Source organism: Pseudomonas alkylphenolica (assembly GCF_000746525.1).
GTDB classification, from domain to species: domain Bacteria; phylum Pseudomonadota; class Gammaproteobacteria; order Pseudomonadales; family Pseudomonadaceae; genus Aquipseudomonas; species Aquipseudomonas alkylphenolica.
Window position 1 is genome coordinate 1,273,040 of sequence record NZ_CP009048.1, and the last position, 15,458, is coordinate 1,288,497.

Annotated in this window: 16 protein-coding genes; 5 read left to right on the top strand and 11 right to left on the bottom strand. The window is 59.6% G+C overall.

Annotated elements, in window-relative coordinates:
- The first annotated feature begins 71 nt into the window (after window positions 1–71).
- A complete protein-coding gene (apbC, locus tag PSAKL28_RS05900) occupies window positions 72–1,166 on the top strand; it encodes an iron-sulfur cluster carrier protein ApbC (RefSeq protein ID WP_038607812.1) in 1,095 nt (364 codons plus the stop codon).
- A gap of 137 nt (window positions 1,167–1,303) precedes the next feature.
- Here apbC and PSAKL28_RS05905 read toward each other — a convergent pair whose 3' ends face one another.
- The gene (locus tag PSAKL28_RS05905) at window positions 1,304–1,513 is read right to left on the bottom strand and encodes a cold-shock protein (protein ID WP_010221054.1); all 210 of its coding nucleotides are present in this window, start codon (window positions 1,511–1,513) and stop codon (window positions 1,304–1,306) included.
- A gap of 350 nt (window positions 1,514–1,863) precedes the next feature.
- Between PSAKL28_RS05905 and dcd the strand changes: the two genes are divergently transcribed.
- Both dcd and PSAKL28_RS05915 read left to right on the top strand, forming a co-directional pair.
- Window positions 1,864–2,430, top strand: coding sequence for a dCTP deaminase (gene dcd / locus PSAKL28_RS05910; protein WP_028943496.1), 567 nt, complete (start codon window positions 1,864–1,866; stop codon window positions 2,428–2,430).
- A gap of 99 nt (window positions 2,431–2,529) precedes the next feature.
- Entirely contained in the window at window positions 2,530–2,763 is a 234-nt protein-coding gene (locus PSAKL28_RS05915; protein ID WP_038607815.1) for a hypothetical protein, read from the top strand.
- A 3-nt stretch (window positions 2,764–2,766) separates the two neighbouring features.
- Here the strand turns inward: PSAKL28_RS05915 and PSAKL28_RS05920 are convergent, their stop codons facing one another.
- The 9 genes from PSAKL28_RS05920 to PSAKL28_RS05960 all read right to left on the bottom strand — a co-directional run bounded on the left by PSAKL28_RS05920 (window position 2,767) and on the right by PSAKL28_RS05960 (window position 12,657).
- Window positions 2,767–3,531 carry an ABC transporter ATP-binding protein gene (locus PSAKL28_RS05920; RefSeq protein ID WP_038607818.1) on the bottom strand — a complete coding sequence of 255 codons (765 nt, stop codon included), beginning with the start codon at window positions 3,529–3,531 and terminating at the stop codon, window positions 2,767–2,769.
- Window positions 3,532–3,558: 27 nt separating this feature from the next.
- Entirely contained in the window at window positions 3,559–4,674 is a 1,116-nt protein-coding gene (locus PSAKL28_RS05925) for a succinylglutamate desuccinylase/aspartoacylase family protein (RefSeq protein WP_038607821.1), read from the bottom strand.
- 7 nt (window positions 4,675–4,681) lie between these two features.
- Complete coding sequence (locus PSAKL28_RS05930) at window positions 4,682–5,392, bottom strand: ABC transporter permease (RefSeq protein ID WP_038607823.1); 711 nt, start codon at window positions 5,390–5,392, stop codon at window positions 4,682–4,684.
- Entirely contained in the window at window positions 5,389–6,117 is a 729-nt protein-coding gene (locus tag PSAKL28_RS05935; RefSeq protein WP_038607826.1) for an ABC transporter permease, read from the bottom strand. Before PSAKL28_RS05935 ends, PSAKL28_RS05930 begins: the two co-directional genes overlap by 4 nt.
- Before the next feature lie 88 nt (window positions 6,118–6,205).
- Entirely contained in the window at window positions 6,206–6,988 is a 783-nt protein-coding gene (locus tag PSAKL28_RS05940) for a transporter substrate-binding domain-containing protein (protein WP_038607829.1), read from the bottom strand.
- Window positions 6,989–7,186: 198 nt separating this feature from the next.
- On the bottom strand, window positions 7,187–9,235 hold the full coding sequence (locus PSAKL28_RS05945) for a c-type cytochrome (RefSeq protein WP_038607832.1): 2,049 nt from the start codon (window positions 9,233–9,235) through the stop codon (window positions 7,187–7,189).
- Window positions 9,236–9,421: 186 nt separating this feature from the next.
- On the bottom strand, window positions 9,422–11,869 hold the full coding sequence (locus PSAKL28_RS05950; RefSeq protein WP_038607835.1) for a penicillin acylase family protein: 2,448 nt from the start codon (window positions 11,867–11,869) through the stop codon (window positions 9,422–9,424).
- A gap of 110 nt (window positions 11,870–11,979) precedes the next feature.
- The gene (locus PSAKL28_RS26715) at window positions 11,980–12,180 is read right to left on the bottom strand and encodes an SEC-C metal-binding domain-containing protein (RefSeq protein WP_038607838.1); all 201 of its coding nucleotides are present in this window, start codon (window positions 12,178–12,180) and stop codon (window positions 11,980–11,982) included.
- A gap of 6 nt (window positions 12,181–12,186) precedes the next feature.
- On the bottom strand, window positions 12,187–12,657 hold the full coding sequence (locus PSAKL28_RS05960) for an LEA/WHy family protein (RefSeq protein WP_038607840.1): 471 nt from the start codon (window positions 12,655–12,657) through the stop codon (window positions 12,187–12,189).
- Window positions 12,658–13,141: 484 nt separating this feature from the next.
- On the opposite strand from PSAKL28_RS05960, the gene PSAKL28_RS27960 reads away from it, so the two are divergent.
- Both PSAKL28_RS27960 and PSAKL28_RS05975 read left to right on the top strand, forming a co-directional pair.
- Window positions 13,142–13,681, top strand: coding sequence for a hypothetical protein (locus PSAKL28_RS27960; protein WP_038607847.1), 540 nt, complete (start codon window positions 13,142–13,144; stop codon window positions 13,679–13,681).
- A gap of 87 nt (window positions 13,682–13,768) precedes the next feature.
- Window positions 13,769–14,185 (top strand): hypothetical protein, encoded by a 417-nt coding sequence (locus tag PSAKL28_RS05975; protein ID WP_038607850.1) that lies wholly within the window; start codon window positions 13,769–13,771, stop codon window positions 14,183–14,185.
- 375 nt (window positions 14,186–14,560) lie between these two features.
- On the opposite strand, the gene PSAKL28_RS05980 is transcribed toward PSAKL28_RS05975, so the two are convergent.
- Complete coding sequence (locus PSAKL28_RS05980; protein ID WP_038607853.1) at window positions 14,561–15,271, bottom strand: recombinase family protein; 711 nt, start codon at window positions 15,269–15,271, stop codon at window positions 14,561–14,563.
- Window positions 15,272–15,458 lie beyond the last annotated feature (187 nt).

The window sequence follows — 15,458 nt, forward strand, 5'->3', positions numbered from 1 at the left end:
TGGACGTCTGTGGATGTTTCGCGGGTTAGCATAGTGGTCTGTTTTACTCAGTCTTTTTAACGGGAGTCTCCATGAGTGCCGTCACTCGCGCAGCCGTCGAAGCCGTTCTTCGCCAGTACACCGACCCTTACCTGAACCAGGACCCGGTCAGCGCCGGCTGTGTCCAGGCCATCGATATCCAGGGCGAGCGGGTCAATGTCCAGCTGCAACTGGGTTACGCTGCCGGTCTGTTCAAGAATGGCTGGGCGCAAGTCCTGAAAACCGCCATTGAAGGCATCGACGGGGTCGTCTCGGCACAGGTCGACATCACCTGCGTGATCGCCGCACACAAAGGCCAAGCGCAGATCCCGGGCCTGGCCAACGTCAAGAACATCATTGCTGTTGCCTCGGGCAAGGGCGGGGTGGGCAAGTCCACGACCGCCGCCAACCTAGCCCTGGCCCTGGCCCGCGAAGGTGCGCGAGTGGGGATTCTCGATGCTGACATCTACGGTCCGAGCCAGGGCATGATGTTTGGCATCCCTGAGCGCACCCGCCCCCAGATTCGCGAGCAAAAGTGGTTCGTGCCGCTCAAGGCCCATGGTGTCGAAGTGATGTCCATGGCTTTTCTGACTGACGACAACACACCGATGGTCTGGCGCGGGCCAATGGTTTCCGGGGCCTTGCTGCAGCTGGTGACCCAGACCGCTTGGGACAATCTCGACTACCTGGTGATCGACATGCCGCCAGGCACCGGCGATATTCAGCTGACCCTGGCGCAGAAAGTCCCGGTGGCAGGTTCGGTGATCGTCACCACGCCGCAAGACCTGGCCCTGATCGACGCCAAGAAAGGCGTGGAAATGTTCCGCAAGGTCAATATCCCGGTGTTGGGCGTGGTCGAGAACATGGCTGTGCATATCTGCTCGAACTGTGGCCACGCCGAGCATCTGTTTGGTGAAGGCGGCGGTGAGAAGCTCGCCAGCCAGTATGGCGTGGAACTGCTGGCCTCGCTGCCGCTGTCGATGCTGATTCGCGAGCAGGCCGACAGTGGCAAGCCGACGGCGATTGCCGAACCTGAGAGCCAGATTGCCATGGTCTACCAGGAGCTGGCCCGTCAGGTGGGTGCGCGGATCGTGTTGCAGGAGGCAGCGGCGCCTGCGATGCCGAATATCACCATCAGCGAAGACTGAGTTTAACTGATCGCGGGGCAAGCCCGCTCCCACAGAGGATTGTGGGAGCGGGCTTGCCCCGCGATAGGCTCAAAATCAGGGTAAAAAAAAGCCCCGCCTGTTAAGGGCGGGGCTTTTTTCAAGCTGTAAAGCGGAAGTTAGATAACTTCTACTTCTTCAGCCTGCATGCCTTTCTGACCGCGGGTAGCGATGAAAGAGACCGCTTGGCCTTCTTTCAGGCTCTTGAAGCCGTCAGCCTTGATGGCTTTGAAGTGTACGAACAGGTCGTCACCGGATTGTGGGGTGATGAAGCCGAAGCCTTTTTCATCGTTGAACCACTTAACGGTACCGGTTTGGCGATTGGACATGGTCTGTCTCCTTGGACAAAGTTAACTACGACTCAGGAAACGCCCTGGCCGAGACTGAGTGCAAAGAGGCAGAAAATTCATGAAGATGGGTTGATCGAAATCTTGCATCAGGTAGATATTCTCAGTGACACGTGCAGCACAGTGGCGTCACCATAACCCTTTTTCCAGAACGTGCCAATGGTCTTGTTCAGCTTTCGCGCAAATCATGACTGACGGTCCTGCAAGCCTGCCTGAAGGCCCCGCTACACGGGGATTCGACGCTTGGCGGTGGATGAAACTTTGAACCGGGCGCCGGGCCCGGTAAGATGCGCCACAGAATTTCTTCACCTCGTTACTTCAGGACACCCGCCATGAGCATCAAATCGGACAAGTGGATTCGCCGCATGGCGCAGGAACACGGCATGATCGAGCCGTTCGTCGAGCGCCAGGTGCGCGGTGAGAGCGACAACCGGCTGATCTCTTTCGGTGTCTCCAGCTACGGCTACGACGTACGCTGCGCCGACGAGTTCAAGGTGTTTACCAACATCAATTCGGCGACCGTCGATCCGAAAAACTTCGATGCCGGCAGCTTTGTCGACGTCAAGAGCGACGTTTGCATCATCCCGCCGAACTCCTTCGCCCTGGCCCGTACCGTGGAGTACTTCCGGATTCCGCGTAACGTGCTGACCATCTGCCTGGGTAAAAGCACCTACGCCCGTTGCGGCATCATCGTCAACGTCACCCCGCTGGAACCTGAGTGGGAAGGCCACGTGACCCTGGAGTTTTCCAACACCACCACCTTGCCGGCGAAAATCTACGCCAATGAAGGCGTGGCGCAGATGCTCTTCCTGGAGTCCGATGAAGAGTGCGAAGTGTCCTACAAGGACCGTGGTGGTAAATACCAGGGCCAGCGCGGCGTCACCCTGCCACGCACCTGATCCGAAAAAACGCGGGAATTCCCGGCGGCTGGCAGACTCTAATGAGATGAACCGTTTCGCCAGGCAACAGGCCTGGCGGACTTCGCCGAGGAGCCGCTCATGAAACTCGATCCGGCCATCAGTGCCAAGCTGGCTGTGTTACAGCCTAATCAGGTCGGAGTGATGGCCTGGTCACTGCTGGCCCATCCGCATCCGCATTTCGCTCATGCAGGCGGTGTACCCGGTCAGCCCGACCCGGACACCCCCGACCAGCCGTCACCCGATGAAAATCATCCGATGGAACCGGGTGAGCCGACCTTGCCTGACGAACCACCACCCGCGCCCGTCGCCTGAGGCTTACTTCAGGTTACCGCTCAAGAACTGACGCAGGCGTTCGCTTTTCGGATTTCCGAGTACCTCGGCGGGCGGCCCCTGCTCTTCGACCAGGCCCTGATGCAGGAACATCACCTGGGTCGCCACTTTGCGCGCAAAGGCCATCTCGTGAGTCACCATGATCATGGTCCGGCCTTCTTCGGCCAGGCCCTGGATCACCCGCAACACTTCGCCGACCAGTTCCGGGTCCAGCGCCGAGGTTGGCTCATCGAACAGCATGACCTCCGGCTCCATGGCCAGTGCCCGGGCAATCGCCACGCGCTGTTGCTGCCCCCCGGACAGAAACGCCGGGTACTGCTCGGCCACGCGGGCGGCCAGGCCGACCTTATCCAGGTATCGCCGGGCGCGGGCTTCGGCTTCCTGCTTGCTGACGCCCAGAACCCGTCTTGGCGCCAGACTGATGTTGTCCAGCACGCTCAGGTGGCTCCACAGGTTGAAGTGCTGGAAGACCATGGCCAGGCGCGTGCGCAGGCGCTGCAGCTCGTCCGGATCGCTGACCCGCAAACCGAGGTGGTCATGGCTCATGTGCACCGGTTTGCCATCGAGGGTCATACTGCCCTCGTTGGGTTGCTCGAGAAAGTTGATACAGCGCAGGAAGGTGCTCTTGCCCGAGCCGCTGGCGCCGATCAGGCAGATCACGTCACCGGTCTTCGCCTTCAGCGAGACACCCTTGAGCACATGGTGTTCGCCGTAGCGCTTGTGCAGATCTTCGATGGTCAGTTTGTACATGCGCAGGCTCTCAAAGGTGACTATGGCTCAAGGCGATAACAGGTAACCGCTGCGGTAGGGCTGGCGGCCGGCCACATGCGCAATGACCATGCCGGCGGTAGCCATGCGCCGTAGCGAGCGGGCATACATGAGTCCGGGCTGGACGTTGCGTACCGCGGTCACCCGGTCGCTGAGCGGGTCGATGACTTCGGCGATCAACTGGTCGGTCTCCAGGTACTGGCCCGGCTTGGCGTGGAATACCAGCAAGCCGCCCAGCGGCGTGGCCACCGGTTCCACACCCGCCAACGGGGTTGCCGGGTACGACAGTGGCGGAAGGGTGCTCGCTTGGCCTTCGATGGCGCCATATTGCGTCAGATAATCGAGAATCGCCGCGCAATCCTGTTCCGCCAGCGGGTGGCTGACATCGCCTTGGCCGCGCAATTCGACGGTGACCGAAAAGCTGCCTTGCGGGATCGGGAACTGTTTGCCGAAACGCTGCTGCAGCTGCCACCAGACCAGGGTGAAGCACTCATCGAAGGACTGCCCGCCCGAATCGGTGGCGAGCAGGCTGGCCTGGGCGCCGAGGTAGCGCGACAGAGGCTCGACTTGCGGCCAGGCCTCAGGTGTCGTGTACAAGTGGGCGACGGCTTCGAAGTCACAATGCAGGTCCAGCACCATCTCGGCATCGCAGGCCAGTCGCTGCAGGGTCAGGCGTTGCGACTGCAGCGGTGTGTGGACCGGGTGGGTATCCAGGGCACGGCGCAGGCATTCGCGGATCAGGGCAATGTTGTGGTCCTGATCCTGGCTCAGGTGCGCTTCGATCTGATCGCCGATCTTGTCGCTCAGGTCGACGAAGTTGCGATTGAAATTCTCGCCACTCTGCAGCTCGAAGCGGCCCAGCGGCATATCCATCAGCACTTGTTCCAGGCCGACCGGGTTGGCGATCGGCACCAGTACGATTTCGCGGCGCAGCAAGCCCTGGGCTTCGAGCTCGCCCAGGCGTTGCTTGAGGTGCCAGGCCACCAGCATGCCGGGCAGTTCGTCGGCGTGCAGCGAGGCCTGGATGTAGATCTTTCCGGCGCCCCGCGGGCCGAAATGGAAGCTGTGGATCTGGCGGGCGATCCCTGGAACCGGTGCCAGAATATCGTGGGTCGAGTGATGCATATCAGTCCTAGTGAGTCGGTCCTAGAAAAGCCAGCCAGCGCCGTTCGGCGAGGCGGAACAGGCCAACCAGAGCGAAGGTCACGCACAGGTAGATCAGTGCGGCGATACCGAACGACTGGAAGGTCAGAAACGTGGCCGAGTTGGCGTCGCGGGCGACCTTGAGCACATCCGGCACGGTCGCGGTGAAGGCAACTGTGGTGGAGTGCAGCATCAGGATCACTTCGTTGCTGTAGTAGGGCAACGAGCGGCGTAGCGCCGACGGCATGATGATATAAGCATAAAGTTTCCAGCCGCGCAGGCCATAAGCCTTGGCCGCCTCCACCTCGCCATGGTTCATGCTGCGGATCGCGCCAGCGAAGATCTCGGTGGTGTAGGCGCAGGTGTTGAGGGCGAAGGCGAGGATGGTGCAGTTCATCGCGTCACGAAAGAAGCTGTCGAGCAGCGGTTGCGCGCGCACGGCGGCCAGGCTGTAGATCCCGGTGTAGCAGATCAACAGCTGGATATACAGTGGTGTGCCACGGAACAGGTAGGTGTAGAACTGCACTGGCCAGCGGATCCAGAAACGCGGCGAGACGCGGGCGATGGACAACGGTATCGAGACCACGAAGCCGATTGCCAGTGCGGCGGTCAGCAGCCACATGGTCATGGCCAGGCCGGTGATGTGCGTGCCATCGGTATAAAGAAAATCGCGCCAGTATTGCTGCAGCAATTCGATCATCGGATGGCCTCCCGGGTGCCGACGTTGTAGCGGCGTTCCAGCCAGCGCAGAACGATGTTCGAGGCGCTGGTGATAAGCAGATAAATAAAGGCTGCGACCATCAGGAAGTAGAACAGCTGGTAGCTGCTCTTGCCGGCATCCTGGGCGGCCTTGACCAGATCAGCCAGGCCGATGATCGAGACCAGGGCGGTGGCCTTGAGCATGACCATCCAGTTGTTGCCGATGCCGGGCAGGGCGAAGCGCATCATTTGCGGGAAAACCACGAAGCGAAAGCGCTGCATACGCTTGAGGCCATAGGCGGTGGCGGCCTCGACCTGGCCGCGGGGCACGGCAAGGATCGCACCGCGGAAGGTCTCGGTGAAGTAGGCACCGTAGATGAAACCCAGGGTGATCACGCCCGCCGCGAACGGGTCGATTTCAATGTATTCCCATTCCATGTAGTCGGTGAGCGTCGTCAGCCAGGTTTGCAGGCTGTAGAAAATCAGCAGCATCAGCACCAGGTCGGGGACCCCGCGGATCAGCGTGGTGTAGGCCTGGGCGATCAGGCGCAGCGGGCGCACTGGCGAGAGCTTGGCGCTGGCGCCGAGCAGGCCCAGGCCAACGCTGACCAATAGCGACATGAAGGATAATTTGATGGTCATCCAGGTGCCCTGCAGCAGCAAAGGGCCGAAGCCCTTCAGGCTGAAGGCCGAGAGTCCCAGAAACTGCAACAGGTCTTCGAACATGTAAGCAACCTATGCCAATGGCTGTGGGAGCGGGCTTGCCCCGCGATGAGGGCGGAACTTCCTCGCGGGGGCAAACCCGCTCCTACTGTTATTTGCCGCTGTAGAGGTTCAGATCACCGAAGTGTTTTTTCTGGATCTCGGCATAGGTACCGTCATCGTGTAACGCTTTGATACCTTTGTTGATCAGGTCCTGGAGCTCTTTGTTACCTTTTTTGATACCCACCGCGGTCTTCGACGGTAGCAATTCGCTTTCTACCGGTGCGCTGACTTCATAGCCTGCACCCTGGGGCGACTTGAGAAAGCCCAGTTCAGCCTGGAGCATGTCCTGAATGGAAGCATCCAGACGGCCGGAGGTCAGGTCGGCATAGACCTGGTCCTGGTTCTGGTAGGCCTGGGTCTTGACCCCGGCTTTGTCCAGCACGGCCTTGGCGTAGGCCTCCTGGATGGTGCCTTGCTCATAGCCGACTGTCTTGCCTTTGAGCGAAGCCGGATCGGCGCTCAGTCCGGAACCTTTTTTGTACACCAGCGAAGTCGGGCCGGAGAACAGTTCATTGGAGAAGTCGATGACTTTTTCCCGCGCCGGGGTGACGGTCATGGACGAGATCACCCCGTCGAATTTGTTGGCCTTGAGGCCCGGAATCATGCCGTCGAAATCGCTCTCGACCCACTTGCATTTGACCTTGAGCTCGGTGCAGATGGCGTTGCCCAGATCAATGTCGAAGCCCACCAGGCTGCCGTCGGCGGCCTTGGATTCAAACGGGGCATACGACGGATCGACGCCGAAGCGCAGCTCCTTGTATTCCTTGGCCAGGGCATTGCCCGCAGCCAGACACAGTGCAAGTGCAGAAAACGTCAGCCATGCTTTTTTCATTGTGTGTCCCTGGATTTGTAACCTAGTGGGGTGGCACTGGGCCGTTACCGGCCAGTGCCTGACATCACAATGACAGCAATTTTCACACCATATTCTCGCAGTGTAGGAGCGGATTCATCCGCGAAGGACTGCATAGCAGCCCCTTGTCTGGGGCAGCGACCCATTCGCGGATGAATCCGCTCCTACAGAGGCAAGCCTTTAGTAGCGCGCATCCATCGGCTTGCCGCCGTTGGGCCAGTCCTTGACCTTGTCCGGGAAGTCCGGTCGCGGCTGCTGCGAGAACCAGGCGGCAACGTCCACCGCTTCCTGGTCGCTCAGGCCACCCTGGCCCAGGGGAAAGCGCTCATGAAAGCCGATCGGCATGTTGCGTTTGACGAATGCGGCAGCCGTGTAGGTGCGCGCCATACCGGCGCCGATGTTGAAGGACTGCTCGCCCCACAGTGGCGGGAACACCAGGCTGCCATCCGCGCGGGCCAGACCCTGGCCATCGGCGCCGTGACACACCGCACATTGTTTGACGTAGACCTGTTGGCCGTTATCGAGGTCGGGCTTGATCGCTGGATCGATCTTGCCAACACCACGTCCAGCCACTTTGTCGCCGGGCTGGGTGTTGTTTTTCATCCACTCGAAGTAGGCGACCATGGCCTGCATGTCAGCGGACTGTGGCGGAATCGGCTTGCCGTTCATGGAGCGGCGGAAGCAGCCGTTGATGCGCTCTTCCAGGGTAATCACCTTACCGGCGCGCGGCGCGTATCCGGGGAAAAACGCCGACACGCCAACAAAGGGCGAACCATCGGCCACGGTACCGGCGTTGAGGTGACAGCTTGTGCAATTGAGCGCATTGCCGACGTTGTCCGGCAGCAGTTCCTTAGTCTGCAGGTGCAGGCGCATGCCGCGGATCACCTGGTCGGCATTGGCGGCGGCGAGCAGGTCGGCCAGGCGCGGGGTCTCGAAGGCAGTCGAATCGGTGGTTTGCGGGTTGAGCTGACCGCGCAGTTTTTTCACCTGTTCCGGAGTGACCGCTGAACTGTTGTTGCCCCAGCGGCTGCGCACGAAACTGAGGATTTCGGCGATTTCCTGATCCGATAAACGCGCGAAACCGGGCATGGTGTAGGTCCGCGAGTGGGTGGCGGTCTGCGCGGTTTCCCAGCCAGTCAGGGTGATGTGCAGCAGCGAGGTCGGGTCGCTGGAGGCGATGCTCGGATTACCGGCCAGTGGCGGGAACATGCCGGGTACGCCCGCGCCGTCGGTGCGGTGGCAGTCGCTGCAGAACTGGGTGTAACCCAGGCCACCCCGGCTGCTGAACAGATCGGCCGGTGGCGCGGCCGGCGTCAGTGCCACGGCAGGCATGGGCAGGTCGTTTTCGCCCGGCGGCAGGGATTTGAGGTAGCTGGCGATGGCGGTCAGATCGGTATTACTGAAATGCTGGGTGCTGTGGTGAATCACGTCGGCCATGTTTCCGGAGACCGTGGCGAAGCGGTTCTGTCCGGTTTTGAGCAATTGTACGGTGTCTGGCACCGTCCACAGATTGCGCAGGCTCAGGGCGCGCCAGTGCTCGACGGTTTCCCCGGCGAGGAAGTGCTTGCCACTGCTGTCGGTGTCACTCATGGCCTTTTCCTGGAAGGCGATGCCGCGCGGGGTATGGCAGGCGCCACAATGGCCCAGGCCCTGCACCAGATAGGCGCCGCGATTGATCAGCGGATCGCGGTCCGGGTCGGGTTCGAACGGTTGATTATCGACAAACGCCCAGTTCCAGAATGCCAGCCCCCAGCGCATGTTGAACGGCCAGCTCATGTCCGCGGCCTGGTTGGACTGGCTGATCGGCTCCACCGCTTGCATCAGGTAGGCGTACAGCGCCTGCATGTCCTCCTCGCTGATTTTGGCGTAGGACGGGTAGGGCATGGCGGGATACAGATGGGTGCCGTCGGCGCTCACCCCTTCGCGCATGGCCTTGTCGAACTGCTCGAAGCTGTAACGCCCGATACCGGTTTCCGGGTCCGGGGTGATGTTGCTTGAGTAGATCGTGCCCATGGGCGTCTTCAGTTGCAGCCCACCGGCCATCAACGGACCTTGCGGGGCGGTGTGGCAAGCGATGCAGTCACCGAGCTGGGCAACATAGCGGCCACGTTCGAGCAGTGACTTGTCGGTGGTTTCAGCCGCTGCCATGTCTGGCTCACTGGCGTGAAGGGCGGGTATCAGCAGCAACGTCGTGGCGCACAGGGCCAGGCGTGAAAGTACGGAAGCCATTGCATATTCCTTTAGTCACCCGGCCTGGGTGGTCCCTTGGGCGCAGGTGTGCAATCGTTTTTATGATTCATCAGGCAGCACTGGGAACGAGGCTCGTCCCAGTGTTGTTGTAGAGGATTTGCAGGCGGGTACAGTTGATGTGGATCAGCGCAGCCGGCATTGCACCGGCTGCGGGGTGCGAGAGGATTACTTGCCCGGCACCAGGGTCAGACGCTTGCTGCCATAGGCGCGGTCGAAGTTTTGCGGTTGCAGCGGCAAACTCATGTAACGGCCCTTGAACCAGGCGTCCAGGCCATCGGCAAAGTGCGGGCTGGCCGGGTTGCCGGACTGGCCGCTGCTGCTCTGCAGTTGCAGTGGTTCGATCTGGCCGAAGTCCACCACCATGCGCAGCGACGGCGCCAGCTGGGCGTTGAAATCCTTGCCCCAGGCATAGGGCGCAAGGTTCAGGGTGCTGTGGTCGCCGCCGCTGGCCTGCGGGCCACGGCTGACGGCATCACCCAGGCCATGGAAGGTCGCTGCCGGCCAGCGGTACTGGTGCAGCTTGCCCCATTGCCAGGCGCGACGGTCATTGCCCAGTTGCGCTTCACCGGCAGTGACTGCTGCAGCCAGGCTGCGGGCGAGGATCGCTGGTTTGTCTTCTTGCTGCGCGGTGCGCTGGTCGTTCCAGAACGGGCTGTCTTCACGGCCGAGCAAATGATCGGCCTGTGCCGAGTAGGACAACCGCGCATTACCGACGAAGGCCTGCCAGGTCGCCGAAGATTCCGGGCCGAGCTCATCGAGGAAGGTCAGTTTCGCGCTTTCCTGCAGGAACAGTTCATACAGGGTGGCGTCGGCCGAGGTGGTACTCAGGCGGCCATCGAAGGCCATCAGCCGCGTATAGGCTTCACGGGCCTTGCTGCGCTGATCGCCGGGCAACGCGTCGATCGCCTGTTTCAGCGGCTGAGCCATGCCGGGTGCTTCGAACATCTGCTTGAGTTTGGCGGCGAACAGGGTGGTCTGGTCGTTTTGCATGGTGATCAGGCTGCGGCTGTCATGCTTGCCGTTAGCGGCCAGCTGCCCCAGGCGCTCGGCGCGCTCGGGGTAGTACCAGCTATTGGACAACTGCATGCCGTACCCTTTGGGCACGCTGCGCTGGTTGGCATTGCCAAGCCAGCCCTGCGGCGGGTCCTGATCGTAAGGGTGGAGCATCGGGTCGGCGTAGCCATCCCAGTCGTAGCGCCCGTCCCAGCCCGGCGAAGGCAGCAGCCCCTGGCCTTCACGACGGTTGGGGAAGCGGCCGCTGACCTGCCAGCCGATGTTGCTGGCGTCGGCGAAGACGAAGTTCAGCGCTGCGGCGCCGATTTCGCGGGTGTTGTCGAAGGCACGCTCGACGTTCTGCGCCCGTGACAGGTTGAAAAATGCATCCAGGCTCTGGTCGCCCTTGAGCTGTGGCAGTTGCAGGGCCAGGCCCAGGCCCAGGCTGGCGTTCTGCGTCTGGCCGAGCAGCGTGCCATGACGGGTGTCGTACAGGGTTTCGCGCTGTGGGCGCTGGCCCTTGACGAAGAAGGTTTCGTTGCGCGCCAGGGCTGGCAGCCATTTGCCGTCGGCCTGGTACATCAGGCGGCTGCCTTCGCGTTTAAGGCGTTCCAGGTACAGGTCCTGGTTATCGGCCATGACCGCGCTGGCACTCCAGGCCAGTTTGCCGTTGTAGCCGGAAAGCAGCAGTGGCAGGCCGGCAATGGTGACACCCGCGGCCTGGTATTTAGGTGCGCGGATCTGCACCGGCGTCATTGCCCAGGCCCCGAGGGTGTCGCTGGCCAGCAGGCTCTTGCCGCTACGGCTGCGTTGCGGGGCAATCGCCCAGTTGCTGGAACCGGCTGTGCCCAACAGGTTGAGGGCAGCCAACTGTTCGCTGGCGGCGCTCAGCGGTGCCAGCCCGGTCAGCGCGTTGCCCAGGCTCAGGCCTTTGAGCTTGTCGGCTTCAGCTGTCGGCAGGGGTTCGTCAGGGTAGCTGGGCAATAACCACGGCAGATTGTCGCTGCCGACTTTCTGCGCCAGGGTCAACGCAGCAAGTTCTTCCTGCAGGTTGACCGACTGGCTGAAGTTGTACAGGCAGAAGATCAGTGCCGAGTCTTCAGGCTTCCAGTATTCCGGGCGGTAGCCGCTTTGCGCCAACGGCGCCGGGAGCCGGTCGCGGTAGCGGAACAGGTAGGCGTTGACGCCACGGGCATAGACTTCAAAGAAGCGCTTGAGGCGTGGCGAGGCATCGGCGTAAAGCTGGTTGGCGGTCTGTTTCAGGTTGGCGCCACGCATCAGCCGGTCGACTTCCAGCACATCCGGGCCGGCAATCTCGGCCAGGCGACCCTGGGCCAACAAGCGCATGCCGACCATTTGCCCGATGCGGTCACCGGCATGCACATAGCCCAGTGCGAACAGGGCGTCGTGGAAGTTGCTGCTTTCGATCAACGGCATGCCCATGGCATTGCGTCGTACCGAGACGTTCTGCGCCAGGCCTTTAAGGGGTTGTACGCCGCTGGCCGGTGGCACGCTGTCGCGGTAGCCGCCCATCTGGCAGCCGCTCAGGGCAAGCACGCCGAACACCGCTGCGGCTACGCCGAACCGGGGGAGGAAAGGGGGGAAGGCTGGCGCGGCCATGGTCGGGCTCCTGCAGGGCGTGGCGTCTAAAAGGCGCTACGTTAGTGAGCCCGACCACGCCATGCAAGCGGGGCACAGCCTTTATTTTTCAGGCTGTTCAAAGGCCACTATCAGGCCCCGTGGCACTTTTTGAACTTCTTGTTGCTGCCGCATGGGCACGGGTCGTTGCGGCCGACGTCCTTCAGGGCGTTGCGCACCGGCTCCTGGTGACCGTGGTTGCAGTGCGGACCGTGAACATGGCCGTGGTCATGGTCGTGATGATCATGATCGTGGTTGCAGTCAGGGCCATGGACATGGGGTTGTTGAGTCATTGCGGGTTACTCCGGTAAAAGATCGCCGGGAATTATCTCACCACTGCGCGACAAGTGCAGTTCGCGGGCGAAGAATAATCCGCTGTTGAGCTCACCATCGAGGCGGTAGCGCAAGGGAAGGTCAGTGTTTTTGAGCATTTTCGCCAACGGTTTGACCTGCTTCCAGAGGTTGGTGCGCACGGGGATCTTGAAGGTCCGCCGGGCATGTCCACCGACACTTCTCCACAGGCTTTCCTCCCCCTCGACCAGTAACAGATCGTTCAGGTGCACGGTGTAACTCAGGTAGCGGATGAACAGGCGTCCGTCGTTGGGGTTGTCGACGCGTACATGAAGGACGAATTCTTGCTCCAGCAGGTGCATCTTGACCGCTTCGACCTTGACCAGGCGAACCTCGGGATCGCGGTAGTCACTGTCCAGCCAACTGGCACACCCGGTCAGTTGCAGTATCAGAAAGCTGAGTAGCAACAGACGGGTCATTGGCGTTAGCTCCCCAGGTAACTGGCGCAGCACTTCTTGATGTTATGCAACAAAACACTACTAGCATGCAGTTCCATTCTCGAACTCTCCTGTGCAGACACTGTTGAGGGTAGGGCGGTACAGCTAGAGGAGTCTAGTATCGGCTGAAACTCAGCCGGCTGGCTGCCCGAAGTACTCCCTGATCTTCTCTAGCACAGATTCAGGAGCTACAAAGCTGATTTTCCCCTCCACAAGCTTGACCTCAGTCTGAGCAAGCTCTGTTTCGTCAAGGAAGCCTGCAAGCTTCTCTTGCGTGAGCCGCACGACTCCAGCATTAAGGTCAAAATTTCCACTTCGACGGATAGGCATTGTCGCTGTACTCCCCGATGGATGAGCCTTCAATGTAACAGTATTTGCTATGCCATTCTGGCACTGATGGCGGTTTGCAATGCTTGCGGATAACCTCGGTGAACTACAGATGGACGATAGCCGTTAAGGGGGCGTTATGAGACAAAGCGAAGGGAATTGGAACGAACAAGTTGCAGGTGCAGTGAACTCCTTGGCGGAAGAAATCAACGAGATCAAGAAGTTTCAGCAGGACTGTGAGCGGGACAAAGACATCGCCATGATGATGCAGATGGCTGAAAAGCAGATGACGCAGGCCACCAGCTACACGAACCTGGTCTTAGTGGCTGGGTACGCCGGATACTTCGCGTTCTGGTCAACACTGGTGACCAAGCTTCCAAGTTGGCTGTACGCTCTCAGCGGCCTGCTTGCTCTTCTATCCCTACTGCTTTTCATCTCATGGGAAGTGATCAAAATGACGTGGGGCACAGTGCACCTTAACCGCATCAACAAAATGATTCTCAAGACAGTGCGTGGGCCGAATGTTCTGAAGATCATCGATGCTGCTTCATCCTCGCACAATGTCAGGATCAACAGGCTGTGGCTGTGGTTCTTAGTGCCGACTCTCACATTTGGGATAGGTGCCGGATTGCTGTTGTTGGGGTACTTCGCTGTCGAGGTTTGGAAAACCGTTTTCTGACTCGAACCCCAGACCCCGCGCCGCGAAAGGTGGGCACATTAAGCTCGTTTTGCATTTCAGGCTGGCAAAAATACAAGGGAGCAGACTATGCCGACTATCTTCAATGAAATCATTCGCAATCGAGCCCAGAAGCTGGCTAAGGCTCACATTAAGCGGGCTTTGGACGACTTGAAGGGCGGCGGCCAGTTCAATTTCGAGGAGTGCCAACGAGAAATCCGTAACAGCTACTGGCAGCGGAAAAGCGTTAATTTCACATTCGATAACGCGTATGACGGCCCTTGGTCAGTGCTTGGAAGTGAGGATGCCATCAAGGGGTGGAGGAGGTTTGACATTCCGGCTTACCTGCAAGGCTGGCGAAACCAGATTGTGGCTCTGGCTTTCAATGGGTGGGTGAACCCGCGAGTGATTCAGCAGTACGGCTGGATTGATGAAGTGATGGGCCAGCAGTACATAAATGCCAAACACCAGCTTGACCAGTTGGATTGGGGGGGGCGCCCCCTATGACAAGAAAAGCCGGGTTGGATAACCGTGCCTCTTGCTTGGCAGGGGTAGGAAAACGGCAGCTTGTGGGCGTGACTCGGGCAAGCCTTTTTCTGGACAGACTCCAAATTCCCGCCGTGCAAAACGTCCTCATCCCTATGAAGCTTGATTTCTCTGGCCGAAATATAAGCTGGGGCGATTGGCGTTTGAAAAGTGGGTTTTGTGCGAGAGGTGTTCAACGCTTTACGACTGGCCTAAGTAGATGCTGCCGAAATCTGAAAGTAATCTGGTGCCCGTCTGTAGTATGTGCTTGCTCCGTCAGCCTATAACGGCTGGAGGCCACGGAGTAAAAGGGCTAGAGGCGAATCCATTCCGGTAGAATGTCTACTTCTGGCCGTATTAGAACGATACGCTGAGAGCCAGCATCAGGCGACGTACAGCAGTGGCGTTGAACTCGCTTCCCCTTGGGGTACGCAAGCCCTTCCTGTTCAGGCATTCAGCTACAGATTGAAGCGTGTTCACCTTGTCGTGCAGGCAGGATTTCAAGTGCGGCTCAATGTTCATTTGGTAGGTGTTGATCTTGCTCATGCGAATGTTGTTGGCTGCTGTAATGTCAGCCACTGCACGGCCTTTGGCTTGGGCTTCTGCACGATTAGCAACCTTTTGTTGTGCCACAACATCACCGGCATCTGCACGCCTCTGAAGTGATGCCAGAGCTTCCTTGGTACGGGTGGCAATGAACTCTCGTTCCTGCTGGGCGAGAGCAGCGAACAGGTGGAGTTGGAACTTATCTGCCTGTGGCATCGTGGCCACTTTGAAATCTACCTGTTCCATCAGTTGGGCAATGTGCAGCACGGAGCGGGAAAGACGATCCAGCTTGGCTACCAGCAACTGGGCGTTGTGCTGTTTACACATTGCCAGAGCTTTTGCACCTTCTGGACGATCTTCAGGGGCGAGCTTGCCCGATACCACGTCCACGAATTCACCAATGACATTCCAGTCGTTCGCTTGGGCTGCACGTAGGATGTAGTCACGCTGTGCTTCCAGACCCAGACCAGAGTCACCTTGGCTCTTGGTAGATACCCGAATGTAAGCAACAACGTTTGTCATGATGATGGCCCGTCTGTGTGTGAGGGCACTTTATCAACTGTCATCAAGAATTGTCAATTGGGAAGACGTTCGTCAGTGCAAATGATATTTTCAAGTTATCCCAAATGACAAATGGACTACTGGGGATTTGCACCAAGGAGTATTCATTCGTTTGAAATCATCGTGCAGAAATAGCTGACAGAATGTC

Coding starts and splice junctions, on each gene's coding strand:
- dcd (WP_028943496.1), top strand. CDS start 1,864: ATGAGCATCAAATCGGACAAGTGGATTCGCCGCATGGCGCAGGAACAC.
- PSAKL28_RS05905 (WP_010221054.1), bottom strand. CDS start 1,513: ATGTCCAATCGCCAAACCGGTACCGTTAAGTGGTTCAACGATGAAAAA.
- PSAKL28_RS05950 (WP_038607835.1), bottom strand. CDS start 11,869: ATGGCCGCGCCAGCCTTCCCCCCTTTCCTCCCCCGGTTCGGCGTAGCC.
- PSAKL28_RS05920 (WP_038607818.1), bottom strand. CDS start 3,531: ATGTACAAACTGACCATCGAAGATCTGCACAAGCGCTACGGCGAACAC.
- PSAKL28_RS05925 (WP_038607821.1), bottom strand. CDS start 4,674: ATGCATCACTCGACCCACGATATTCTGGCACCGGTTCCAGGGATCGCC.
- PSAKL28_RS26715 (WP_038607838.1), bottom strand. CDS start 12,180: ATGACTCAACAACCCCATGTCCATGGCCCTGACTGCAACCACGATCAT.
- PSAKL28_RS05980 (WP_038607853.1), bottom strand. CDS start 15,271: ATGACAAACGTTGTTGCTTACATTCGGGTATCTACCAAGAGCCAAGGT.
- PSAKL28_RS05930 (WP_038607823.1), bottom strand. CDS start 5,392: ATGATCGAATTGCTGCAGCAATACTGGCGCGATTTTCTTTATACCGAT.
- PSAKL28_RS05975 (WP_038607850.1), top strand. CDS start 13,769: ATGCCGACTATCTTCAATGAAATCATTCGCAATCGAGCCCAGAAGCTG.
- PSAKL28_RS05945 (WP_038607832.1), bottom strand. CDS start 9,235: ATGGCTTCCGTACTTTCACGCCTGGCCCTGTGCGCCACGACGTTGCTG.
- PSAKL28_RS05940 (WP_038607829.1), bottom strand. CDS start 6,988: ATGAAAAAAGCATGGCTGACGTTTTCTGCACTTGCACTGTGTCTGGCT.
- apbC (WP_038607812.1), top strand. CDS start 72: ATGAGTGCCGTCACTCGCGCAGCCGTCGAAGCCGTTCTTCGCCAGTAC.
- PSAKL28_RS05915 (WP_038607815.1), top strand. CDS start 2,530: ATGAAACTCGATCCGGCCATCAGTGCCAAGCTGGCTGTGTTACAGCCT.
- PSAKL28_RS05935 (WP_038607826.1), bottom strand. CDS start 6,117: ATGTTCGAAGACCTGTTGCAGTTTCTGGGACTCTCGGCCTTCAGCCTG.
- PSAKL28_RS05960 (WP_038607840.1), bottom strand. CDS start 12,657: ATGACCCGTCTGTTGCTACTCAGCTTTCTGATACTGCAACTGACCGGG.
- PSAKL28_RS27960 (WP_038607847.1), top strand. CDS start 13,142: ATGAGACAAAGCGAAGGGAATTGGAACGAACAAGTTGCAGGTGCAGTG.